Origin of the sequence: Faecalibacterium sp. Marseille-Q3530, assembly GCF_017377625.1 — a bacterium.
GTDB classification, from domain to species: Bacteria; Bacillota; Clostridia; order Oscillospirales; family Ruminococcaceae; genus Faecalibacterium; species Faecalibacterium prausnitzii_E.
Window position 1 is genome coordinate 31,643 of sequence record NZ_JAFREH010000003.1, and the last position, 23,332, is coordinate 54,974.

Here is a 23,332-nt window from a genome sequence, read left to right on the forward strand (position 1 = left end):
CGTTGTCCCCGCCGGGCCATTTTATTTTTGCATGGAAAAGGCGCTTTTGCTTATGCCTTCATGTCCAGCAGCTTCTGGTACAGCTCAGCCTGATCGGAGGTGTTGTCGCTGATGACCTTGGCACATGCTTCCTGCCAGGGTGCCTTATCGGGAACATCGACCACATTGCAGCCGGAGGACTTCAGCTCATCCAGAACCTTGTTCTCAGCGCTCTCAGACAGGTCTGCATTGAACTTCTGGGTGTCAGCACCGGCCTCCATGATGGCAGCCTGCTGGTTCTCGGTCAGCTTTGCCCATGCGTTATCGGTGATAACAGCCTGGATCGCGCCCAGGGTGTGGCCGTCCAGGATCAGGTTGTTGGCAACCTCAGGGAAAGCGTTGGACTTGTAGTTTGCGATGGGCTGCTCAGCGCCATCGACAACGCCGGTCTGCAGTGCGCTGTACAGCTCACCGAAGGAAACAACGGTGGGGTTTGCACCCAGACTCTCGACCATGCCGTTCATGACGGGGTCGTTGGACACGCGGAGCTTCAGGCCCTTGAAATCAGCGATGCCGGAAACAGGCTTGACAGTGAAGAAGTGGCGGAAGCCCTCCTCGCCGTAGAAGATGCCGCGAACGGGCAGGCCCAGCTCCTGGGGCTCGTTCAGGAACTCCGGTGCGAGGTCGCTGTTGGCGAAGTTCCAGAAGTGTGCGCGGTTCTCAAAGGTGAAGGGGATGCTCAGCAGCTTGGACTTGTTGCAGCCGTAGCTGGTCAGTGCGAAAGCGGAGATACGGCTCATATCAATGGAAGTGGAGCCGCCCAGGATGGCGTCCAGAACGTCGTTCTCAGAACCCAGAACACCGGAAGCCTGCACATCGATGACAACAGAGCCGCCGGTCAGCTCTTCGACCTTCTCCTTGAAGTGGGTAGCGGTCTGGCCGACGATGGTATCCAGCGGGTTGACCTCGGCGTAGACCAGAGTGACCTTGGGATCGTTGGCAGCGGCGGTGGCATCGCCCGCAGCAGAAGCGGCGGTGGAACCGGCGGCAGAGGATGCAGTGGAGCTGGAAGAGCCGCCACATGCGGTCAGGGCAGCAGCTGCGGTAGCTGCACCAGCAACGGCGAGAAAGCTGCGACGAGAGATCTTTTTCATGGTAAAAACCCTCCTGAAATATATTCTTCTGTTTCCTTCCGGCAGCATCCTCCTGCACAGGTGCGGTGCTGTCGTTCATTCACTGTTCACACTTTAGCAAAATTTCTTGGTCAGAACAAGGGCTTCCAAAAAATGTCCTGTTTTTCGAAAAAATGTGAAAACAACTTCTGTGCATCCTGTACAAATAAAAATCCCAGCCTTTGGGTATACCTGCCAACGGCTGGGATTCTTCCTGATATTTTTTAACTGTTCTGAATGCGGGCGATCAGCTCCGACTGGTCCGCAAACTGATCGTACAGGGGCTGGACTGCAGCGCGGAATTTCTGTTTTTCCTCACTGGAAAGCTCGGTGACCACAATGCCGCGGGCCAGCATCTCCTGTTCCGCACCCTCCTCCTGCTCGGCCCAGAGGGTGCGCTCGATCAGCGCCGACTCCCGCGCGCAGCTGCGCAGGATGTCCGGGAACGTCGGGTCCAGCGCGGCCATCTTTTCCATTGCCGGGATGCTGGCCAGCTGGATCTCCGGTACGCGGGTATGCTCATCCCGCAGGAAGTAGGGTGCCACCTCGTAATGGCTCATGGCCTCATAGCTGGGCCAGTTGTTTTCCGCCCCATCGATCTGGCCGTTGTGCAGGGCCGCGTATACCTGACTGTACACCACCTGCACCGGGTCGGCCCCCAGAGCCGAGACCATCATGCTCATGGTGTCGGATTCCTGCACACGGAGCCTCAGCCCCTGCAGCTCTGCCAGACATGTGACCTTCTGGCGGGTGTAGAAGCTGCGCACACCGGCATCGAACCAGGAAAGCCCCGTCAGGTCAATCGCATCCAGCCGGGTCAGAAACTCGTCCCCGATGCTTCCGTCCAGCACACGCCACATCTGGCCGGCATCCTGATAGAGGAACGGCAGCTGCAGCACGTTCAGGGCAGGCATGTATTCTGCCAGCTGGCTCAGCGAGACACGGGCAAAGTCGATGCCGCCGAACTGGATCTGCTGGATGACGCTCATCTCCGCCCCCAGCTCTCCCTTGCTGTACACGGCCACCTTCACCCGGCCTCCGGTCTGCTCTTCCAGCAGGTTTCCAAAGGCCAGAGCCGCCTGCGTGGTGGGGTAATCCTCCGGCTGGTTCTCGGCGTAGCGCAGCACCAGCTCCGGCTTGTCCGAGGCCGTTTCCTGCTTCTGGCAGGCCCCAAAGCCCAGCATAGCTCCGGCGGCCGCCGCCAGCACCTGCCGCCGGGTAAACGCCCGGCTCACAGTGCCGCCTCCTGCTGGTCTTTGGCGGCCTTGGCGGCCTGTTTCCGGTATTGGGTGGGGGTGACGCCTGTGCGCTTTTTGAAGGCACGGGCAAAGTAGCTGGCGTCCTCATAGCCGACCATAGAGGCCACCTCCGCCGAGGAGCGGAAGGGGTCGTTCAGCAGCTCCTTGGCGGCGTTGATGCGCAGCTCCGTCAGGCAGTCCAGGAAGTTCATCTTCTGGTATTTCTTGAACTGAGCCGACAGGTAGGCGGGGCTGATGTGCAGGATCTCCCCCACGCTGTCCAGCGAGATGTCAAACATATAGTTGTCTTCCAGATACCGCCGCACGTGGGCCATTACAAGGGCGGTCTGCTGGTTCTCACTTTCCGGGTGGGCGGGTGCCGGGGCCTCCGGGGCGGTGGGAGCTTCCGGCTCCGGCTGCACCGGGGCCAGCGCTTCCAGCTTCCGCTCCGTTTCGATCTGCCGGATGGCCCGGCGGATGGAGGCTTCCAGCTCGTCCGGGTCCACCGGCTTCAGCAGATAATCGCAGGCCCCCAGATGCACCGCCTCGTGGGCGTACTGGAACAGGCTGTAGGCCGTGACGAAGACGACCCGGCAGCCAGGCCGCTGGGCCAGCACAGCGCGGGCAGCATCCAGACCGCTCATACCCGGCATCTCGATGTCCATCAAAATGAGGTCCGCTCCCCACAGGATGGCGGTATCAGCAGCCTTGCGGCCATTCTCGGCGGTTTCCAGCACCACCTCATGCTCAAAGCGCCGGGACACCATTTCCACAAGCGCTTCCCGCTCCAGCCGCTCGTCATCCGCAATCAACAGGCGAATCATCATCCAAGTCCTCCTCTTCTGTCAATTCCACAAGGGGCAGATACAGGCTCACCGCCGTGCCCCGCCCTGGGTGTGAGCGCACCTCGAACCGGCAGCGCTTGTCCAGCAGCCGCAGACGTGCCGCCACGTTATACACACCAATGTGCTCCCACCGGTCGCCGGGGGCCGCCAGCCCCGCCTGCAGCCGGGCCAGCTGTTCCGGCTCAATGCCCAGACCATTGTCACACACGCTGATCCGCAGCAGCCCCTGCTCCCGCAGCGGCGTAATGCGGATGCGTACTGCACCGCCCTCTTCCTTGGGGGCAATCCCATGCTTAAACGCATTTTCTACAATGGGCTGCAAAATAAACGAGGGCACCATCGTCTCGGTCAGGTCAATGGAATCCGAGATGCACCACCGCATCTTTACACGGTCACCAAAGCGAACGTGATAGATGGAGTAGTATTCATCCACGATCCGCACCTCGCGGGCCAGCGGCACCTGCTCATCGTTGCTCATCAGGCTGTACCGCAGCAGGTGGCTCAGGGCCGTGATCAGCGCCTGGGTGCGGTAGGCCTTTTCCTGCCCTGCCGTCTGCAATATGACGTTCAGGGTGTTGAACAGGAAATGCGGGTCGATCTGACTGCGCAATTGCTGCATCCGGCTGCGCTCCATGCGGTTCTGCAGCTCCAGAGCCTGGGTCTCCTGCTGGTGCAGGGCCTGCTCCATCTCGTTTTTCTCCCGCAGGGTGTTCACCTGCTGGGCCATGGAGTGCTTCATGTGGTTGAAGGCATCCGTCAGCTGGCCCACCTCGTCCTGCCGGGGCACCGGGATGTCCGGGGTCTCCAGCTCCCCCCGGATGATGGCCTGCGATGCCCCGATCATCTCCTGCACCGGGGTCAGCAGCCGCATGAGGGACCATGCCATCACCAGACCCAGCACAAGGCACAGCCCCACCACCACCGTCTGGGCCCACTTGACCCGGCTGCTGAGGGCCGACACCGTGGTGTAGGTGCTCTGTGCGTCGGAGATGGCGGTATTCAGCAGCTGCTGGGCGTACTGCCGCAGATAGCTGCCGCAGGGCGAGACTTTTTCGTAGTAGAGCTGGGCCGCCGCAGCGTCCTGCCCGGCGGCGATCTCAGCCCGCAGCTCCTCCACAAGGGCGGTGTAGCTGTCATAGGTGGTGCAGACGGCACTGTACAGCAGATACTGCTCCTCACTCACCGTGTCCAGGCTGCCGTTGATGCGCCACAGCCACGCATTGGTAACGGAAAAGGCACTGTCCAGCTCTGCCAGCAGCGCATCGGTGTCGCCGTACTCCCAGCGGTAGTCGTCCAACGCCGTAAGGCTGCGCTCCACCCCGTTCTGAAAGCGGCTGATGGCATTGAAGTTGCCCATCTGGTCGTCCAGTTCCCGCAGCACCGTGCCGGACTGGTAAAAGCTCAGAACGATCTGAGCCGCCAGCGCGGCAAAAAATGCCGTCAGACACAGCACCATCCGCTGCTTCAGCGTACTTTGTCGATGCAAGGTTTTCCCCTCCCCGGCTTGTTTTTTGCCCCATAGATGTTTTTATTCTACCACGTTTTGGACCATTTGTGCAAGATTTCCCTTGCCTGCTGAAAAAGAATATGGTACTATGACTAAAAAAGGAGATGCTTGTCTATGTTGCAGCCCATTACGACCTCTGTCACCATGGACGCCGAATCGTTCCAGAAATTCCGTTCCTTCGACCTGTTCCACCACCAAAAGCGCTGGCAGCGGCCCCTGTTGTTCGCTGCTATCCTGCTGGGGTCCTCCGGCATCTGCCTGTCGCAGGTGGGAGTGCGGGAGGGGGCTTCCCTGCTGGCGGTAGTGCTGGCCATAGTGGCGCTGGGGCTCCCGGCAGTGTACTTTTACACCTTCTTCCGGGATCTGCGCACCACTATCCAGAAGCTGGGCCTCCCCCGGCCCTTCTACCGCCTCCGGCTGGACGATGCAGGCCTTTCCGTCTGGATGGCCGGGGAACAGGACAAGCCCCAGCCCAGCCACCAGTACCCATGGCAGGACCTTCACGTAGCCTACCGCACCCCGGATGCCGTGTACCTTTACGTCCAGCAGACCCAAGCCTACCTCGTCAACGGCGAGGAGCGGGACGCGGTGTGGGACTGCCTGAAGACGCATCTCCCCGCCTCCCGGCTGCGGGACCTGCGGTAACGCTTCTTTCCCCCTGCAAACAACAAGCCCCATGGAACCCGGACGGTGTACTGCCGTCCCCGGTCTCATGGGGCTTGTTCTGCGCCAAAACGGCAAAAAACAGACGGTGCTATGATATGATAAGGCTCACCGCCAAAATTGACGGTGAACCTTATTGTATGCTTGGCTTTTATAGAATTCCGGCAGTTTTGCCTTGTCATATAGAACGAATGGGCGACGTTTGCAAGGAGCAGTCATACACAAAACGCCCCCGGCTTCCTGTCATGGAAACCGGGGGCGCTGCGGTTTTATGGGAAACGCCTCAGGCGCTGCAAAGCCTCAGTGCAGCAGGGAGCTGACCCATGCCCGGGCGGCCGTCTTGGCCTGGAGCTTGTTATACATCTTCAGGGTGGTGTTGTACACCTTCTGGCTCATGGCATTGCTGGCGTTGGTGGCGGCAGCCTGCTTGGCCTCAAGCGTGTCGGCGGCGGCAACGGCGGCCTTCATATCGGCGTAGTCGGCCATGATCTCCTGCTGGAGCGCGGCATAGCTGGCCTTGGCTGCAGCCTGATCCTTTGCGGTGACCTGATTGCCATTGCTGCCGTAGGTCAGCAGGTTGGAGAGGGCGTCACGCACGCCGTAGAAGGAGTCGGTCCAGTCGTCCGGGTAGGTATAGTAGCGGCCCTTGGCATCCTGATACCAGACGCCCTCGGTGGGCTGCTCGTCGGAGCGGGTGACCTTATGGACCGAGACCTTGTAGACATCTGCGGTGTCGGTGGTCAGCATCGGATAGTAAGGGACGAAGGCGTTGTACACGTCGTCGTCAAAAGCGGTCCACTCGGTAATGGCGGTGTTCAGATCGCCGGTGGCGCTCACCTGGAACAGATGAGTCTCCACATTGCCCGTCTTGCCGATGGGCTCGGTCTGAAAGAAGTGGATGGAATCCTCCACCGAGAACTTCTTGGTCAGCTGGATATTGGAATAGACCGGGACGATGGCACCGTTCTCGCCGACGTTGCTGATGGCAAAGTCGGTCTCACTGTAGTTGTCCTTCGTAAAGGTGTCGGTGCCGTACAGGTAGTTCAGGCCGGCTGCCATGCGGTCCGATGCGATGTCGCCGTTGTAGGAGGCATCCAGATCGATGACATTGGCAGCGGCGTCGCCCACAAAGGTACCGGCCTTCTGGGCCACGGAGATCAGGTTGGCAGAGGCCACCACATGGTCGGTGTCATCCAGATCGATCTTGCCCATAGCGGCGATGTTGGGCTGCATGAAGACCACGCTGGAGGAGAGCTTCAGGGCAAGGTAGGTGTGGCCCGTCAGGTTCTCCACGAACCAAGTCTCGTTCTGGTCGGCAATGAACACGCCGGAGCCGCCGGCTGCACCGGCGTTGTCGTAGATGGAGGTCAGCAGGGCAACACCCTCGCGGGCCGTGGAAGCTTCGCTCAGCAGCACCGTGGTGATCTCGGCTTCCTCAATGCCATTGTCCACATAGGGGTCTACGCTCAGCACGGCGTCGGTGCCGTAGAGAGACTCGGTGGCAGAGACCATGACGCCCTTCTCGTTGGTGCCAGCCTCCTCATAGGGGGTGTGCTCGTGGGTGCTGTCGCAGTCCGGGCAGACACCCAGACCGTTGTCGTCCCGGCGGGCGGTGTAGCGGTAGCTGTCGTGGGTGAAGGTGTAGGTAAAGCCGTAGCAGCCCTCGTACACCTCGCCCGCGGTGTGCTTCCCGGCGGGGCTGATGTTGAACAGCTTGTTGTAATCGTTAGTGCCCAGATCCTCGATCCGGCCAAACATGGTGGTGCCATCCTCGGTGAGGTCGCTGCCGACATAGAGTGCCGTGCAGGCGAAGGCGGAAGGAACCACGGCAAGCGTCATCGCACAGGCGATGAAAGCCGCAGCAATTTTCTTCTTCAAAGACATAATAGTATCGATCCCTCTCTTGTTGATTGTCGGCATTTCGTCGGCGGGTGTTATAATACACCCATTTTAATGAAAATGCAAGTATTTTCCAGAAATTTTAGCATATATTCATTTTTGTACGGTATATATTCATACTGCGTTTTTCATCTGCCCCTCCGTGAGCGCAAAAAACCGCCCCGGCTTCCTCTTTCGGAAACCGAGGCGGTTCGTTTGCGTTATTTGTGTCGGTTCAGGCCCTTACGCGATTACTTGCGGGGGTTCTTGATCGCAGCCTGGGCGGGTGCCAAAATTACAGAGTATTGGGATTTACGGTGGTATGCCGTTTTTATTTTAAGTAGGCTATAAAACACATGATATTGAGCCTGGCAGCAGACTTTGTGTTTCAAGCACCGGTATAGCAGACTAACACTTAGCACGAAATCACTTCTTCATCCAATGCTTGAGCCAGTATTCATAGACCCCAACATATTCCCGATAGAGCCCTGTTTTGTCCGGCGTACAAAACAACTGCCATGCCTGCTGAAGAAATGGCTTTGACCATTCACCTATGGGCTTTTTGGCTTTCAGAAATCTTACCAACTGACTGTAAGCAGTTTCACGATTTTGCGGTAAGTAGGCCGCTTCACTGTTCAGGTTGAGCTTGTCGGAAAGTTCCTTGTTAAGTTCCGTGTCGGTTGATCCTATCTCACCATTTCTTTGGTAGAAGATTGTATCCATCTGAGCTTCATCCAGCGGATTCAAGCGCATTGTCTGCTGATCTTCTTCCAAGATTCCACGGTAGGCATCGCAAGTCTTTTTTGCATTTTCCGTAGAACTCCGATTTCCGGGACACACGCCCAGAAGATTTGAAAAATCCGTAGCTGCCTCATCCGTCAACTGATTTTGCGGATCAAGGTGTTCAATATTCAGATAGTTGAGTTGGTCTGCCGGATCAAGACTTACACGACGCATACAATATGCGCAAAGGTAACCTTGGTCTCGTGCCAACTGCTGCCGTGTACCGTCCTTCGGCATATCTTTATAGGTGATTTTTAACGGCGGGGATGCTTTGCGACAGTTCTTTTTATACTCTCGCAAGTCTCGCGGTTCCGTTTCTGACTTTTTGATATACCTCATTCCGGCCACTCCATTTGCTCGATTTCCAGACTGCTTCTGGCCTCATAGACGGACGGATCATCATATCCCAAAATCTGTTCCAGATTTCCCAGCACCTCTTTGGCTTTTGCGTAATCCTCCTTATGGAGAAGCTCCGAGAATTTATCAAAGAGCTTTTCAATTTCAATCGGACGATCTCCAACCAGCAGGATGCTTCGCAGAACAGTGTTTACATCCTTGCCATAGGCAGAATCGATTTGTGTTGCACTGCCCTCATGTTTCAGCAGAATAAGATTTGCATCCTTATAGGAAGTAATCACTTCCGGGGAATGCGTGGATACAATAAACTGAATATTGGGAAAAACCGTTGTCAAATCATTCAGGATTCGCTTTTGCCAGCCGGGATGCAAGTGCAATTCAATCTCATCAATGATGATGATACCGGGTGTTTCCAAAACAGAATCGCCGAGCTGAGGATTCAAAACAGCCATCCGGTGCGCAATATCTGCTACCATATTCAGCACAGACCGGTATCCATCACTCATCTCAGACATCGGATGAAGCTCATGTTCACCATTCCGATTAACGTATTCAACAACAATCGCCCGATACCTCTGGCGATATTCCACCTTAACGCGCTGCGTTTCATCATGGTCGATCAAATCCGCAAAGCAGCATTCCAACGCCCGCTGGACTGCACTCACCTGCGGAATAGGTCCTTCCTGACTGACAAGGAGAGTCATGTCGCTGAACCACTCCATAAGCTGCTTGTCCGTGGCCTGCTCTGCGATGCAGTCCTGATAGCCTTCAAAGCGGGACTTCAGCTTCTGTTTTTCCTTCTGTTTCGCCTGCTTTTGTGCCCACAGGCGGCCCGTACCATAGTAAGCAATGAGCGGAAGTACCGTTTGCGAAGAAGGAAGTGCTGCTTCTTTTTGAAGTTCAGATGCAATTTTTTTCAGATCCGATGCAGCACCATAGGTAGTGTTGGATTTTGGTCCACTCAGAGAGCGAGACCATGTACAAGCATTACCGTTTATAACACCCTGACAGGACACCTCAACCGGATAAACTTCGCGCTGCTGATAAATTTTATTGGTTTCATACGCCACATGGCGAACGTCTTCCGTTTTGATACTGCGAGGAGAAGCATAGTCAATTCCAAGGAAGAAAGTGCTGGCAGCGGTCAATGCCCCCATAAGCAGAGAACTTTTTCCACTGCCATTGTTGCCGATCACAATATTCATTTTAGGATTCAGCGGAATCTCGGCATTTTCAAAGTTCCTGAAATTCTTCAAGGTCAGATTGTCAATACGCATAGCTGCTTCCTTCCAAAATCCAGATTTCATGCGAATTGATAGGCCGAGCACCCGGTGATGGGCATAATCCCCTATCATAAGTTGATTTTATCACATATCTTTTGGTGTTTCAATCGAAATCAGGCTGATCTTCTTTGGCAGGCGGCGAAGTCTGATACGTGTTGGCAAAAACCATATCCTGAATCCACCTACAGAGTGCCGGGTTTTCATTCACTGCCTTATACAGTTCAATCGTTGTACTCATGGAATCGAGAATCGCCTGCATCGTTGCACGGTCGCTTTCAACACGAGCATTCCGTGCATCTGAGTTTTTTATAGCATTCTGATAGGCTTCGTCTTTACTGACGATGGCGGGCAGATCAGCAACCTGCTTTTTTACCATAGCAACCGAAAAACATCAATCTCAGAATTTCATTTCAATTCGTCAAAAAAACTCACTTTCAGCTGTCACACAAACTGAAATGCAATCGGCATCAGTTCTTCCATGCTGTGCACCACATCACCGGTGTTCAGGACTTTTATATCCACCGGGAATTTTTTCTTACCAAAGTCCATGAGATGCCGCAGGTTGATGGTCAAGTCCTTCTTTTTCGCCAGCTTCAGAATGAAGGGTGCGCAGTTGTCACCGCAAGTTGAGGCATTGAATACCTTTTCCGGGTCGTTTGCCATCAGCAACAGCGTTTTCGTGCCTCCAGACAGTTTTTCCGGCGAGATGCCCCCCAGAACCGGGCTTTCCACCGCATGAGGGCCTTTGACATCGGACTTATCAATTTTCTTGATGACCTCTTTGGCAAAGTCAGAAGTCAGCCACTCGTCCTCGTAGGTATAGTTAAAATAGACCGAAGTATTGTAGACAGCCTCCGGCATATCTCCAAAGTAGATGTTCAGCATGGTATCACCTCGCAGATGTGAGTCATTTGCTATTATTGTACCTTCTTTCCACTCACAAAACAAGACACAAAATGCCCGTTGGCTCTTGATAAAGAAAAACAGACCTGTCTGATCGGACGAAAACCACCCCAAATGTCAAAACTGGATTTATTGCGGTCTGTAATGATTTTTTCATTCGGCATAATGAATTTGAAGGGCAGAGGTAGGAAATATGCTGCCTTTGATCAAATCGCCCTATAAGAAATCCCAAAAAGCAGTTTATTATCATCCTATTATCGCAAGTCAAGAAATTAGTGCAACATTCAAACAGCATATTTGCGATATGCAATTCAACGTTGTTGCTGTTGCATTAAAAAGTTGAATTGCTATAGATTTCGATCTATGGATAACAGTGTCATAAATCACCAGATAGAATGCTATGCGTTTTTATAGTAGTTGTTCCTCCCGATCAATTTCTATTTGATTCATAACATCCTGATAAATCACAAAAAGAGGTGTTTTTTATGACAATGGCAAAGAAGCTCCCACTTTTAGCACCTTCCATTCATACGTTTGAAGTGAATGGAACGTACACGGATTGCGAAGCGAAGCGTACTGTATTTATGGCAATTCAAAAAATGGTATCCGCTGGAAAATACTATCGGATTCCGTATCATGGCTCCTCGAAAAAAGGCTACTCTTATAAAAGAAAAGATGGCGGTTTGACCATCACATTGACAGATTATCCAGATTTTAAGAAGCGATACATAACGTTATCTGGTGTGAACCTCGCTCGGATTGCAGGTGATCCATCTCGTTTAAGTTTAACAGACTTATCACCAGAAGGTTTGGTCATGCAAGAGCAGGCATTTCTGGATGAATTGGAGCAGCTTGGACTCCTTGAAATTGAGGATTCTGTTAAATGGAAAATGCATCGGTTGGATATTACACAAGACTTCTATGTGAAATGCGATCCCTCGCTGATGATAAAAATTATTCGCTATGCAGGAAGCGTTGACCCGTACAGAAAAGGTCGCGCACTACACTATAACCAGCACAATGAGATCCGAAGCTGTAAATTTGAAAAAACGTGGTACGATTTTGCACTCTATGACAAGCATCAGCAGCTCTTGAATTGTGAAAAGGAGAGCTATCCAATTTCTCCAGATGATTTGGAACGCTCAAAAAATCTGGTCCGATATGAAATTCAATTAAAGCGCCCCAGTCTGAAAGAATTTGAGCACGATAAGTTGGAATCGAAATCTTCAAAGTTCCGGTTTGAAAATCATACGCTGTTTCATTATTTTGACAAAATCAGCGATGATATTCCGCTCTTTCTATATCGGTATGCCGTCGATTATTTTGGTAAGCATTCGTGGTATAACGTTCCAACTGCCCTGAAAGCCGTACAAACGAGCAACCTTGATGACGATACCAAGGAACTTGTCGCTGCGTACATCGAAGCGCAGGATGAGCCGGAACCGACCGATAAGATACATCATAAAAAGAAAATCGCAAAGGCTTTGGAAAAAATAGAGATCAACGACGTGATCATCCCTTGTCGCATCCTGAACGATCGTCAATGTGGCAGATTTCCATGTGCGCCCTTATGCACAAGGGTACAAGGGCTTTGAGCGAACAAAAAATGATCCGTGCAAAACAGAACGAAAATTCATCAGAATCACAAGAATGGAGTTGATTTTCAATGCTAGACAACTATCCCGATGTCCTGAGCTTCCGGCAGGTCATGGAAATTACGCATGTTGGCAGAAATCTACTGCTGCGTCTTCTGAACAGCGGCGAAATCCCTGCCTTCAAGATGGGAAAACTCTGGAAGGTTTACAAACAAGACCTGATTCAGTATATGAGCCAATGTCAGTAAACCATATCCTTCGTTTGGGGCAAAAAGAATCCCGTTGGACTCCGCAACAGGAATCCAGCGGGATTCAATCTTATTGATTTTTAATGCACTTGCTCCTTACTTAGTTGAAGATCATGTCCGCATTATTCTTCTCTGCAAGAGCAAGAACTTCATCTACATAATATCCGGCCTCATCATCTGTTTCCATTCCAGTCGGCGCATTATTATAGATACTATCATAATCCTTCAAGCGTTCACTTCCAAAAATGCCCTCGTAAAAGTCCAGATAATCGCCAAACTGTTCCCATGCAACCAGATAGCCATATCTTCCCCAGCACCGATATACATCGCTATACATTGCGTCTTGCCATGCCGAATAAAAAGCATTCTCTCCGTAGCTCCGGAACTCTGCTTTTTGTTCTTCTGTCATATTTCCACTTGTATAATCACCAATAGAGATATAGATATCTTCAGCCAGACTGTTTTGGTGGATCTCATATCCAGTGCTATCAGACTCTGTCTGATTTTGTGTATACTCCTCCGGTTCATCGTATACCGTACTTTCTGCAACACTCACCGTTTCGCTCTCAGGTTCTGCCATGCTGACGCTGGAAGATGAATCCGCAAGAGCATCATCCAGTGCATTTTCCAGTTCATCGAATGCACTGTCCAGCGCATTGCTGCTGGCAAGGCCGTGAGATTCCCGGTAGCTGTCGTTCAGAGCTGAGATCACGCCAAGCTGTTCCAAGGTATTCATGGTATCGCCGTTCCATGTCATCCGGTCGATGCCAAAGGTTTTATCGCTGTTCAGCTTAAAATAAATGCTGATTTCGATTTTCTCACCGGTCTGCGTATTCTGCCCGATGCCGGTATAGCTGACATAAGTCACGCCGTTCTGCTCGTAGTTGTCCCACTTGCCGTCCGTAAAGAAATCGTCCAGCACCTCGCCTACCGTGGCTTCTGCCGGGAACAGGTTCAGATAGCTGTCCGAGATACATTTGGAGCGGGCACTATCCGAATAGAACGTAGTATAGAGCACATACGCTGCGAATGCAACAAATGCCGCTGTAATCGCCAGTTCAATGACCAGAGGCATCTTGTGTGCGCTGAACAGCTTCCGGACTGCCGCCTTTTCTTCTTCCACCTGCTCTGCAGAGATTTTTTCAGGGTACAGGATGGCGATCACCTGCGACAGCAGAACGCTGCTGAAAACTGCATACAGGTATTCTTTTTTACTGCTTTTGGATGGTTTGGTCAGGATGGTCATTTTCAGACCATCGGCTGTGTTTTTCAGCTGATAGGTACCACGCTTTTTGCTGTAAAAGGTCATGGCATCCGCAGTATCCGTAACCTGTTCAACGTCCAGGTTGGCAAATCCACGGCGGATGCGATCTACGGCTTCTTCCCAGCTCATTCCTTCCGGCAAAGGCAACTGGCCTCTGTCATGCTCCGGGCCGTATACTTTTTTGTAGACATCATCCCGGAAGCCGAAGTAGATCACCGCGGCGATCAGAAGCCCCAAAAGGACGGATACCACTCCGGCACCGGTTGCAACACCTGTCACCACGCCCAAAACGAACCCCAGCAGCAGCCAGATCTTTAAGGCATCCAATGCAATGCTTCTGCGGGCAGCTGCGGTAAACAGCAGATGAAAGCCGCTCAGATTTTTGGATTTTCCTTTAGCTTTTTTAGCCTCTGCACTGCCATCATAGATTTCAAACCGTTCTTTCATGATGTTTCCTCCTATCTCAATGGATGCGTAACCTTCTTCCGTTCGGAATGATTCAAATGAATCATTTTGATGCTTTTATTATAAAGCGTTGATTGGACACCAATATTGTCCATCCGGCAAACTTCCATTCGAATTTTTCTATAATATAGCTTTGCATAGAAAAACCGCCCCGGCTTCCTGCTATGGAAACCGGGGCGGTTCGTTTACTTTATGGGTGCTTTTTCAGGCACTCAATGCCTACCAACTGGCATTCAGTTTTTGAAATTTTAGTCATATCTGTATTTAGAGGACTTTCCGTACACTTTTCGGAGTGATTTTTTCAGGCTGACCACCGTTTCTTTGATGATTTTTGCTTCATCGGCAGAGCAATCTGCAAGCTGTTCGGTCATCCAGCTGTCAAACACCGGCTTTGCCTTTTTGATCTCGATACACAGCAACTCATCCGCCGAGCAGTCCAGCGCGTTGATGATGTCGATCAGCGTTTTCAGGCTGGGCACGGAGTTGCCTGTTTCGATATGACTGATATGCGTGACCACCACGCCGACCTCATTGGCCAGCTGCTCCTGCGTCATGCCTTTTGCCAGGCGGCAGGCACGGATGCGTTTTCCGATGTCGGCGTAGTCCACCATAGTACAAGTACCCTCCGTTTTGTGAAGTGATACTTGTATTGTATGTGCAATCGACCAGGATTGTAATAACCTGAAAGTGCAGTGGACTCAAAAGGAAAACCCCACTCAAAAATTTGCGTTCAGACTTTCTGTAACTTGCTCCACCTTCTGATACTGTTCTTTGAGTCCTGTTGTGTTGATCGTATTCATTGCATCTTCCTCTTCGCTCTTCTGGACCAGTTCCACCTTGCACATATCATATAGGAGTTTCACGAGCAGCGCCGTATTGTTCACCAGCTGCTTTTCCGGTTCTGTATACCAGTCCCAATCTGCACGTCCCTGCATGACCACCATCCATTTCAACTTTTCCATGTGCTCATGGTACATGCTGCCTACTTCGTCCAGTTTTCGCCCGTAACGGTTTGCTGTTCCCTGCAAGTCTAACAGATAATTGCAGATTTCCTCTGTCTGCTGCGTTTCTTTTTCGATTTCCTTCTGTGCCTTCTTGGCGTCTGAAGAGATTTTACCTCCAGCGATACCAAAAATCACACCGCCGATCAGCAGACCGACACCCAGGGTTGCCGCTCCCAGAACGGTTGTTCCCAGGGCCATTCCTCCGCCGCCTGCCGCCAGCGAGCCGCCGCCCAATGCTGCCAGCGTTGCATTTGTCGCCGCTGCACCGCTCAGCGAAGCAATTGGAACCCCCGTTGAAGCCGTTCCCAGAGCCATCACGACCGCCGTCGCCGCGCCGGATGCTGCAAACCCGCCTGCCGTGCCTGCGGCTGCGCCGCCAAGGCCGCCCAGAAGGGTATTCGCACCCACCGAGGCTTTTTTCAATTCTTCGCCATCATACTGAGGCAGACAGATACCCTGCTTCTGAATTTTAGCAAACTCCGGACGATTTTTGATTTTTTCAAACACAGTCGAAAATTCCTGAAAGCTTTTCAGAATCTCCAGCTCTTTCCGGCCAAGCTTATCCATGTCCCGGACGCACTCTTTATTGCGCTTTTCCAGCCTTGCAAGATTCTGTTGATGCTGTACCTGCAGCTCTTTCATGGTCGAATTGGCTTTCAATACCTGCGAGCCGCCTTTTGCAATTCCTCCAACACCTGCCGCTCCTGCCAAAGCAGATGCACCGAGCAATAAAATCGAAATCGACATCTTCCCGTCCTCCTGGCATTTCAACGAAACTGCAAAACCGCATTCGGGTCCTGCATAAAATCCTCAAAATTTCCCTGATATGGTTTCTCACTTCCCATCTGGACCAGTTCACGCTCCAGAACGCGGGTCAGCTCCCTTTCTGTACGAGCATTCTGCATTCCGGCGAGTGCTGCCTGATACCGCTCGGTTTCCTGATGGAACCGCTCTGTATCCAACTGTTTCAGCTGCGTCAGCTCTCTTTCCAGTTCCGCATTGACCTGCCTGTATGCTTCAAGCTGCTCTGCCACCGTGTTTCCGACCCCAAGGCGAATACATATTTCCCGAATCACCAGTGTCACGAACCGATACCATGCGATCAGGTTCAAATGCAGGCAGAACGTCAAGGCGTCACCGCCGCTACGAATTGCGGCGTCTGCGCCATCCATCAGGCAGAGCGTTGCATCGCCTACAATCAGCATGACCCGGAGATCATCATGCTTTCTGGTGGGGATGCAGGCCGTCAACGGCCATTGATCGCAGAAATAATGTCGTATCGCCCAGATCAGTTTGATGCTCAGGTCACATAGAACCACTGGAATCGCCATGGTCAGGCCCCAACGGGCATCGTAGCCCTGCTCAAACACTTTTGTTGCAAGAGTTGCCACGGTGTTTTCATATACCTTTTTATCTGGCCCTTTCACACGGAAACGTCCAAAATTGCACAAACCAAACAACTCGTAAAACGGAATAACGATGCCGCTGCCCTTGCCGCTGGTACTATTTCTGCCGCCAGAGCTGCCTGCAAAATCCGACACAAGATGGCCGAACCAGTTTGCCGTTCCGTAGAACAGCTTTTCGATGAATGTCCGCCCCTGCAGTTTCTGTGTGCCGGCCGGATAAAAAACAAGCTTTCCGGTTTCCGAGTCCAGAAAGACCGATGCCCCGGTGAATTGACTCAGCAGGGAGAAAAACAGCCCCACAATATCCGGTGAATGCCCCAGCGACTTCATATGGTGGTTCTGCGTTCTCATTTTGAGCAGATTTCCCGCATCTTTCCCTTTGCCCTGATCGTAGTTAACAGGAAAGCGTCTTTCCAAAAAGCCGATGGCACTGCCGGTTCCATTTCCTTTCCAACCCAGCGACTTTGCAAATGCTTCTACTGCCTTATCCGCCTGTGCATCTGTCCAGTTACCAAGAATGCTGTTGGTCTTTGTCGTTTTTACGTTCGGCATTCCCACCAGAAAAATATCCACAAGACCGCTCATCACACCGCAGCCGACTGCTGCAAGGTAATCGTACCTGTCACACTTATCTTTGCAGAACGCGGCTTTTGTTTCAGGTTCCATGCGGACGGATGAGATATTCATCAAGGTATTTGTACTGCAGTCTTCCATCTATTCTTCTCCCTCTTTTGCTACCTATGTTCACGGAATTTCCGAAATGACATTCACATAGTCTCCCTGACTCCGTATCCACATCTGGATACCCGTGCCGAACACTTCCGCTTCCACGATCCAGCCTTTTTCCGTCACCTGAAGGACCTTGGCGGTCGGCAGCCGGTCCAGCACCGATTCCAGACTCGGCCCGGTGTACTCGAAACAGATGGTCTGCAACTCGCCGCCATACATGAACTGGATGCGCTTGCGCATTTCACCTTCCTGAAAACGGTTGGCATACCGCTGAGCAAAATGACGGTCAAGCGTCTTACAATTTTGGATACGGTCGATGCGGTAGATGGTCGGGGAGTTATCCTGCGGATTTTTGAAATGCTCCTTTTTGTCGATGCCTTCGATGAATGCCGCCAGATAGAAATAATATTCGCTGAACAGGATGCCCACCGGCTCGATGGTGCGTACACGGGTCTCACCGTCGTGGGTGCGGCAGTAGGTAATCTCTATGACATTATGGTTTTCCACCGCCGTCCCGATTTCCCACAGGCTCTCAATAAATCTTCGGCCATGCTGCGGCTCGACATAGTGGAAGCGTTCGTTGCCGATGAGATCTTTTACTTGATTCAGCCGGTCCAGTGGCGTACAGGCCCGAATCAGCTTGTCAAGGATAGGGAACATCTCTTCCTTAACCATCGAGCGGCTCCCCAAAAGAATTTTGCAGACGGCCAAGATCTCGCTACTGGTCAGAAAGCGGGCTAGCGTATCATCCAGAAGATAACCGCCCTTGGCCGAGTTATACAAAATCTCCCGCCGCGGCTCACTGTCGGCAAAATGATTGCGCAGGGTATCCAGATCGCGCTGAATGGTCTTCTCGCTGACACCAAAGTGGTCAGCCGTCTGCTGTTTGTTCAGCACACCGCCCTGTACAAGCACCTGCTGGATATAGAGTATACGGTCTAACCTACTATTGTGCACAGTCCGTTCTCCTCTTTGTTTTTCTTGCCATATAGCAGCAGGCAGCGGTTCAGCATTCGATCCAACCTGCAATCATTTTGCGGGCATTTTCCAGCACAGACGACGAAAAGAGATTCTGACACAGCCGCTGGTATGCCGTCAGATACCACACCGCCCGCCGATACTGATTGAAGCGGAGTGACATCTCCACGCTGCGATACAGTGCGTCTGCCCGTTCCAGTTTCCGGTACTGTTCGGGCGTACCTGCCAGCTCAATCAGAAACAGATTTTCTTCGGTATTCCAGTGTTTTTGACAATTCCGCGCAAGTTCTTCCAGCTGGCTTTTCTGCTCCGTCTGCTGTTTTGTCATAAAATGGCCTTCATCCATGACGAACCTCCTCGCCAAGTGCGGTAAGTACCTTCACATCCTGTTCCGTCACATCCGAATAGTTTTTCATGATCTGTTCCATCGACTTGCGGTTCGCTTCGTTTTCCGCTTTCAGGAAGGTCTGCAGTTCTGTTTGCTGACTGCTCAGCTTCTCGCAAATATCTTTTGTTGCGTCATCCAGCTTTTTACATACGTCTTTGATATCCTTGCACTGGTCTTCTTCCTTATTGTCCAACACCTGCATGGTATCTTCTACAGCTTCCAGTGCTTTCTCGCAGACATCCTTCGCGGCGTCGTTCAGATCGGCGATTTCATTGTACATGGCTCCAAGATGCTTTTCCTCCGAGGTACGCAGCTCATCCAGTGCCGTTTGCAGTTTTTCAAGCTGCTTTGCCGTCTGTTCTCTTTCTTTCGTGCGGCAGACCTGCAGTTCTGTCTGTTGACTGTTCAGCTTAGCGCAGATATCCTTTTCTGTGTTATCCAGCTTCCCGCAAAGTTTTTCAATATTTCTGCGCTGGTCGTCTTTCTGATTATCCAACGCCCGTATGATATCTTCTGCCGCTTCCTGTGCTTTCTCACTAGCATCTTTCGCGGTAGTGTGCAGGTCGGCAACTTCATTGCATACTGCTTCCAGACCCTTTTTTTCCGAGGCTTGCAGCTCATCCAGTGCCGTTTGCAGCACTTCAAGCTGCTTTGCCGTCTGTTCTCTTTCTTTCGTGCGGCAGGCCTGTAGTTCTGTCTGCTGACTGTTCAGCTTAGCGCAGATATCCTTTTCTGTGTTATCCAGCTTCCCGCAAAGTTTTTCAATATTTCTGTGTTGGTCGTCTTTCTGATTGTCCAACGCCCGCATGATGCCTTCTGCCGCTTCCTGTGCTTTCTCACTGGCATCTTTCGCGGTAGTGTGCAGATCGGCGACTTCACTGCACATGGCTCCTAGCCGCTTTTCCTCCGAGACTTGTAGCTCATCCAGTGCCGTTTGCAGCTTTTCAAGCTGCTTTGCCGTCTGCTCTCTTTCTTCCGTGCGGCGGGTCTGCATCTCCTGCATGAGCTGTTTCATTCCCTTCTGAAACAAAACCGTACCCACCAGCAACAGACAGACGCCAACGGCTGCTCCAATGATCCAATCCGGTGCTGTAACCGCTGCCAGCAGCCCTGCGGCAAAAAAGAAGCCTGCCGCTGCCAGTTCAGAAATCGTGTCCATCTTTCATCGCTCCTTTGATCTGCTTGTATCGCGTTTTCGCGTATTTCTGTATTTGTTCCGGCACAATATTTTTCAAGTAATCGTCCAGCGTTCCACTAAATGCACCTATAGTGTCAACAGCGCGGTTCCAATACTCTGCCTCTGTTAACTTTCGCAGGATTTCCGTTTCCCGTTTGGGAGTCTCCATCGCCTCCCGATACGCTTCCAGCAGTTTCTTCCTTAAAGTTTCCCAGTCGCGCTCTGCATCCCAGACCGGCGGCTTCAAAATGGCATTCAATTGGGAATCCTCATATTTTTCCTTCACCTTTGAAAGAAACTCGCTTTCCGTCTGGAATAACAGTTTCTCAGTTTGCAAAGCGTAGGCCCGCCAGAAAGACATCTGTCCGCTCTGCTGAAATGCTTCAAAGGACAGGACTTTTTTTGTCATCACACTGTCGTCGAGGGAAAAATCCCAGTCACATTTCATAAGGTCGGTCATGAGCGACACCGTCTCCAGCTTACCCCGAAGATTCCGTTTCCATTGCAGACGGAGCGAATCGCTTCCTCCCAAGACAACTGCGGCCGATACTGTGCCATCCTTCTCCGGCGGCTGGATGCAGACAGCATCCATTCCCTCCTGGCGATACCGTTCACACTGACTCTGGGCATCATTGTCCACCTTATCTGCGTCCAGATCGGTACTTCCACTTCGGATCGGCATGTCGACCAGAACGACCTTCACCGCATATGCCATGCTCAGCTCCTTCCACCAATCTCTTGTGGGGCCCTTTCCGAACGGAAACCCCTCAAAAATCACAAACTGAGTCTCTGGCCTCATCGCAGCCGCTTTCTGGACAACACCCTTTGGCGGAATCAGCGCCGTCATTCCGGGAAGCATCCGGTAGGAGGATACCTGCCAATCTTCGCCATCTGGCGTGACTGCATTTTTGTCCCCATAGCGTAGCCAGATATTTTTCTGCTTCCATTCCGGTTGGATGGCAAGGTCTGCCATCCAACCCAAGAAATCATAACAGGGTTCTCCGATCAGGACGCGATCCGGTAACACCAATGGTTTTTCATCAGCCATTTGCATAGACCTCCCGGATACGGTTCAAGAGGGTCGTGGTCCGTTCCAGGTCTTCGGCGTGTTCTCCTGCCGGGGCATCCATCAGCTTGTTGTATTCCGCTTTTTTCTCTTCCAGACGCTGGCGCACTGAACGCAGACGCTTTTCCTGATAATAGGTCAACCGCTCCGGAAGCTGGACTCTTGCGTCCGCGATCATCTTTTTCAGTTCGGGCTGCAACTGGTCACGATACCATTGTCCGCAGTTTTCACGCCACTTTTCAAATGCGTCCTTTCTTGCCTTTGCTGCGATTTCCTGCTCGTGCTTTTTCAGTTCCCATTCCAGCTCTTCCTCGTCTACGACTGCCGCTTGACGCTTTGCTTCCATTTCTTCTGCCTGCGAATCATAGAATTTCAGTTTTTGCTTCATTTCAAACGCTTTCAACTTCTTTTGCCGGATCTCCTCCTGCAGGCGTTTCTTTTCCTCTTTGAAGCCTTCCTGATCCCCCACGTCCACATATTTCGGTGGTGCATCAAATTTCTTGCCAACCTTTTTTGTCCAGTACGGGACACTCAGCATATCAAGGAAGGTAGGATTGTCATCACTGTCCGGATCATAACCCTGTGACCGTTTGAATTCGTCCAGCGCTACGACGCCCTTCGTCGCTGCTCCGGCAGCCAGCGCCTCGATCTTTTTAAGATCCTGCATTTCCTGCCGTTTGGCCTTGCTGGTAAACAACTTGCTCATCCAATTGGTCTTTGTGACGGTGTCATTCACCGCGTCGACCGCATTCAAAACCTTGCTGTTGTTTGCTACCACGGTCAGGCCTTTATAAAGCGTCGTTCCGACTCTGCCCGAATTTTTCAATGCCTTGGCTGCACTTCCTGCGGCACTTCCCCACGCCGAACCAGGAATCAGCAGAAATGCCATCTCTGCAATCCTGCCAACACCCTCTGCAACGTCCGAGGGCTTCATGCCTTTTTGCTCCACCTGCCGCATCTGCGGAACATATTCTCCCATGTTCTCGTAGGCGTTTTCAGACGTCCGTAGGTCCTCGTTTGCTTCACGGACAGCCTCTTCCACCTCCTGATATTCCGGTGTATCCTTGATCCCGGTAAGCCACTCTTCGATTTGCTCCTTGTTCTCCTTCAGTGCCTGCATCTGACGCAGCAGTGCTTCCCGTTCGCTGTCCTGTTCCATCTGCAAGGTCGCAAAACGGTCCACCTCCAGCTCTGGCAGCTGCTCCATCTCTATATTTTCCAGCGTTCCATTCCATGCGCTGTTGGTCTGCTGCAAGGTACAGTCACTCACGCTGCTGATTTGTTCGGTCAGCTGCGCCATCTGATTCCGGGCTTCCTTTTTCAGGAGTGCCGCCATTTCCTCCGGTGCGACATCACTGCTGCAGACACGCTCGATCGAATCATCCAGATTTTCTTCCATTTCGCGCGTCACAGGGCCGCTGAGCTTCCGCTCTGCCTCTTGCAGGCGTTCGTTCATCTGCTCTTCCCGCTTTTCTGCGCTCTGTTCCAACGATTCGATCTGTCGACTCAGAGCATCCAGTTTTTTCTGCACTGCTTCCCTGTCTGCGCTGTTGAGGGAGTTCAGTACCTCCTGACGCTCTGCCAGTCCTTTACAGCAACGCTCTGCCAGCAGAACGGTCTGCGCGTGGATTGCCTGCTCCAATTCCTCCTGCGCATGGGAACCGCACTCCATCAGCATCGAACGCAGAGGTTCCTTTCGGGCATAATATTTCGAGGTTTCCAGATTGGACACGAAATAGCAATTTTCTGCATCCACACCGCACTTTTCCAGTGTGGCACGATCTGAAGCACAGGTCTGCTCAGGGTCTTCTTCCGTCGGGTTGACCTGATCGAAATGTGTACGCACACAGACTGTCTGCAGGCCGCGCTTTTTCATCTGACGCAGCAGGTCAGCGTCCACCTGTGTCGGTGAACCGCCCATTACATAGACCACACGTGCAGCTAATGCCAGCGACCGAGCCAGCAGCTGCTCGTGCCGCTGAATGACTGTGTTGATGCCCGGCGTATCCAGCAGGATCATACCGCCGCGTAGAAGGTCGCTGTTCACGAACACTTCCAGATATTCCAGCGTGTCAGGTTCCCAAAGTTCCTTGCGCTGGTCAACATCTCGCACCTGTTCCAATGTAACCTGCTGGACACCACCATCCACTGTGTGGATCAGTGCCTTTTCTTCTTCACCAAAGCGGAGATAGGTCAATGCCGTCGTTGTTTCGGTGGTGCCGTGCTCTCGCCCAAGTAGATTATTGATCAGGCAGGACTTACCTGCAGAGTACCGCCCCACAAAAGCAACAAAGAAATTTCTTTCCTGCTCCTGTTGTTCCAGCTCTTCCAGCTGACGTTTTTCTTCTGCCCAGTTCAGTTGTTCCGATGCCTGTTGAAGCAATCTGAATTCCTCGTTCATAGC

At 52.3% G+C, this 23,332-nt stretch carries 22 protein-coding genes; 4 read left to right on the plus strand and 18 right to left on the minus strand.

Translation table 11 applies throughout. The annotated features are described in order from the left end of the window. Positions 1-50: 50 nt before the first annotated feature. The 4 genes from J3350_RS04430 to J3350_RS04445 all read right to left on the minus strand — a co-directional run bounded on the left by J3350_RS04430 (position 51) and on the right by J3350_RS04445 (position 4,720). On the minus strand, positions 51-1,133 hold the full coding sequence (locus J3350_RS04430; protein WP_097791562.1) for a TRAP transporter substrate-binding protein: 1,083 nt from the start codon (positions 1,131-1,133) through the stop codon (positions 51-53). A 242-nt stretch (positions 1,134-1,375) separates the two neighbouring features. Continuing rightward, entirely contained in the window at positions 1,376-2,386 is a 1,011-nt protein-coding gene (locus tag J3350_RS04435) for a TRAP transporter substrate-binding protein (RefSeq protein WP_242960616.1), read from the minus strand. Then, the gene (locus J3350_RS04440) at positions 2,383-3,216 is read right to left on the minus strand and encodes a helix-turn-helix domain-containing protein (RefSeq protein ID WP_242700130.1); all 834 of its coding nucleotides are present in this window, start codon (positions 3,214-3,216) and stop codon (positions 2,383-2,385) included. The genes J3350_RS04435 and J3350_RS04440 overlap by 4 nt, the downstream gene beginning before the upstream one ends. Beyond that, positions 3,188-4,720: a sensor histidine kinase gene (locus J3350_RS04445; RefSeq protein WP_242700131.1), complete on the minus strand. Its 1,533-nt coding sequence runs from the start codon at positions 4,718-4,720 to the stop codon at positions 3,188-3,190. Before J3350_RS04445 ends, J3350_RS04440 begins: the two co-directional genes overlap by 29 nt. A 135-nt stretch (positions 4,721-4,855) precedes the next feature. On the opposite strand from J3350_RS04445, the gene J3350_RS04450 reads away from it, so the two are divergent. Next, on the plus strand, positions 4,856-5,386 hold the full coding sequence (locus J3350_RS04450) for a YcxB family protein (protein ID WP_207685834.1): 531 nt from the start codon (positions 4,856-4,858) through the stop codon (positions 5,384-5,386). A 318-nt stretch (positions 5,387-5,704) separates the two neighbouring features. Here J3350_RS04450 and J3350_RS04455 read toward each other — a convergent pair whose 3' ends face one another. The 5 genes from J3350_RS04455 to J3350_RS04475 form a co-directional block, all read right to left on the minus strand. Next, positions 5,705-7,288 (minus strand): C69 family dipeptidase, encoded by a 1,584-nt coding sequence (locus J3350_RS04455; protein WP_242700132.1) that lies wholly within the window; start codon positions 7,286-7,288, stop codon positions 5,705-5,707. Between the two features lie 420 nt (positions 7,289-7,708). Next, positions 7,709-8,404: a hypothetical protein gene (locus tag J3350_RS04460; RefSeq protein WP_055185450.1), complete on the minus strand. Its 696-nt coding sequence runs from the start codon at positions 8,402-8,404 to the stop codon at positions 7,709-7,711. Then, positions 8,401-9,699, minus strand: coding sequence for an AAA family ATPase (locus tag J3350_RS04465; protein ID WP_207685835.1), 1,299 nt, complete (start codon positions 9,697-9,699; stop codon positions 8,401-8,403). Before J3350_RS04465 ends, J3350_RS04460 begins: the two co-directional genes overlap by 4 nt. Before the next feature lie 109 nt (positions 9,700-9,808). Further along, a complete protein-coding gene (locus J3350_RS04470) occupies positions 9,809-10,081 on the minus strand; it encodes a hypothetical protein (RefSeq protein ID WP_207685836.1) in 273 nt (90 codons plus the stop codon). A 65-nt stretch (positions 10,082-10,146) separates the two neighbouring features. Continuing rightward, the gene (locus J3350_RS04475) at positions 10,147-10,590 is read right to left on the minus strand and encodes a DUF4869 domain-containing protein (RefSeq protein WP_207685837.1); all 444 of its coding nucleotides are present in this window, start codon (positions 10,588-10,590) and stop codon (positions 10,147-10,149) included. Between the two features lie 211 nt (positions 10,591-10,801). Between J3350_RS04475 and J3350_RS04480 the strand changes: the two genes are divergently transcribed. The 3 genes from J3350_RS04480 (at position 10,802) to J3350_RS04490 (ending at position 12,451) form a co-directional block, all read left to right on the plus strand. Beyond that, on the plus strand, positions 10,802-10,951 hold the full coding sequence (locus tag J3350_RS04480) for a hypothetical protein (RefSeq protein WP_207685838.1): 150 nt from the start codon (positions 10,802-10,804) through the stop codon (positions 10,949-10,951). A 142-nt stretch (positions 10,952-11,093) separates the two neighbouring features. Continuing rightward, complete coding sequence (locus tag J3350_RS04485) at positions 11,094-12,203, plus strand: hypothetical protein (protein ID WP_242700133.1); 1,110 nt, start codon at positions 11,094-11,096, stop codon at positions 12,201-12,203. 71 nt (positions 12,204-12,274) lie between these two features. Continuing rightward, entirely contained in the window at positions 12,275-12,451 is a 177-nt protein-coding gene (locus J3350_RS04490; protein WP_005920908.1) for a helix-turn-helix domain-containing protein, read from the plus strand. Positions 12,452-12,551: 100 nt separating this feature from the next. Here J3350_RS04490 and J3350_RS04495 read toward each other — a convergent pair whose 3' ends face one another. From J3350_RS04495 to J3350_RS04535, 9 genes are all read right to left on the minus strand, one after another. Beyond that, complete coding sequence (locus tag J3350_RS04495; RefSeq protein WP_207685839.1) at positions 12,552-14,162, minus strand: hypothetical protein; 1,611 nt, start codon at positions 14,160-14,162, stop codon at positions 12,552-12,554. A 266-nt stretch (positions 14,163-14,428) separates the two neighbouring features. Beyond that, the gene (locus J3350_RS04500) at positions 14,429-14,791 is read right to left on the minus strand and encodes a helix-turn-helix domain-containing protein (RefSeq protein WP_015537470.1); all 363 of its coding nucleotides are present in this window, start codon (positions 14,789-14,791) and stop codon (positions 14,429-14,431) included. Positions 14,792-14,896: 105 nt separating this feature from the next. Next, complete coding sequence (locus J3350_RS04505) at positions 14,897-15,931, minus strand: hypothetical protein (RefSeq protein WP_207685840.1); 1,035 nt, start codon at positions 15,929-15,931, stop codon at positions 14,897-14,899. Between the two features lie 20 nt (positions 15,932-15,951). Beyond that, positions 15,952-17,304 (minus strand): OmpH family outer membrane protein, encoded by a 1,353-nt coding sequence (locus J3350_RS04510; protein ID WP_207685841.1) that lies wholly within the window; start codon positions 17,302-17,304, stop codon positions 15,952-15,954. Between the two features lie 30 nt (positions 17,305-17,334). After that, positions 17,335-18,276: a WYL domain-containing protein gene (locus J3350_RS04515; RefSeq protein ID WP_207685842.1), complete on the minus strand. Its 942-nt coding sequence runs from the start codon at positions 18,274-18,276 to the stop codon at positions 17,335-17,337. A 49-nt stretch (positions 18,277-18,325) separates the two neighbouring features. Beyond that, complete coding sequence (locus tag J3350_RS04520; RefSeq protein WP_207685843.1) at positions 18,326-18,643, minus strand: hypothetical protein; 318 nt, start codon at positions 18,641-18,643, stop codon at positions 18,326-18,328. Further along, positions 18,636-19,733: a hypothetical protein gene (locus J3350_RS04525; RefSeq protein WP_207685844.1), complete on the minus strand. Its 1,098-nt coding sequence runs from the start codon at positions 19,731-19,733 to the stop codon at positions 18,636-18,638. Before J3350_RS04525 ends, J3350_RS04520 begins: the two co-directional genes overlap by 8 nt. Before the next feature lie 94 nt (positions 19,734-19,827). Next, positions 19,828-20,910 carry a hypothetical protein gene (locus tag J3350_RS04530; RefSeq protein ID WP_207685845.1) on the minus strand — a complete coding sequence of 361 codons (1,083 nt, stop codon included), beginning with the start codon at positions 20,908-20,910 and terminating at the stop codon, positions 19,828-19,830. Then, positions 20,903-23,329 (minus strand): dynamin family protein, encoded by a 2,427-nt coding sequence (locus J3350_RS04535; protein WP_207685846.1) that lies wholly within the window; start codon positions 23,327-23,329, stop codon positions 20,903-20,905. Before J3350_RS04535 ends, J3350_RS04530 begins: the two co-directional genes overlap by 8 nt. Between the last annotated feature and the right edge of the window lie 3 nt (positions 23,330-23,332).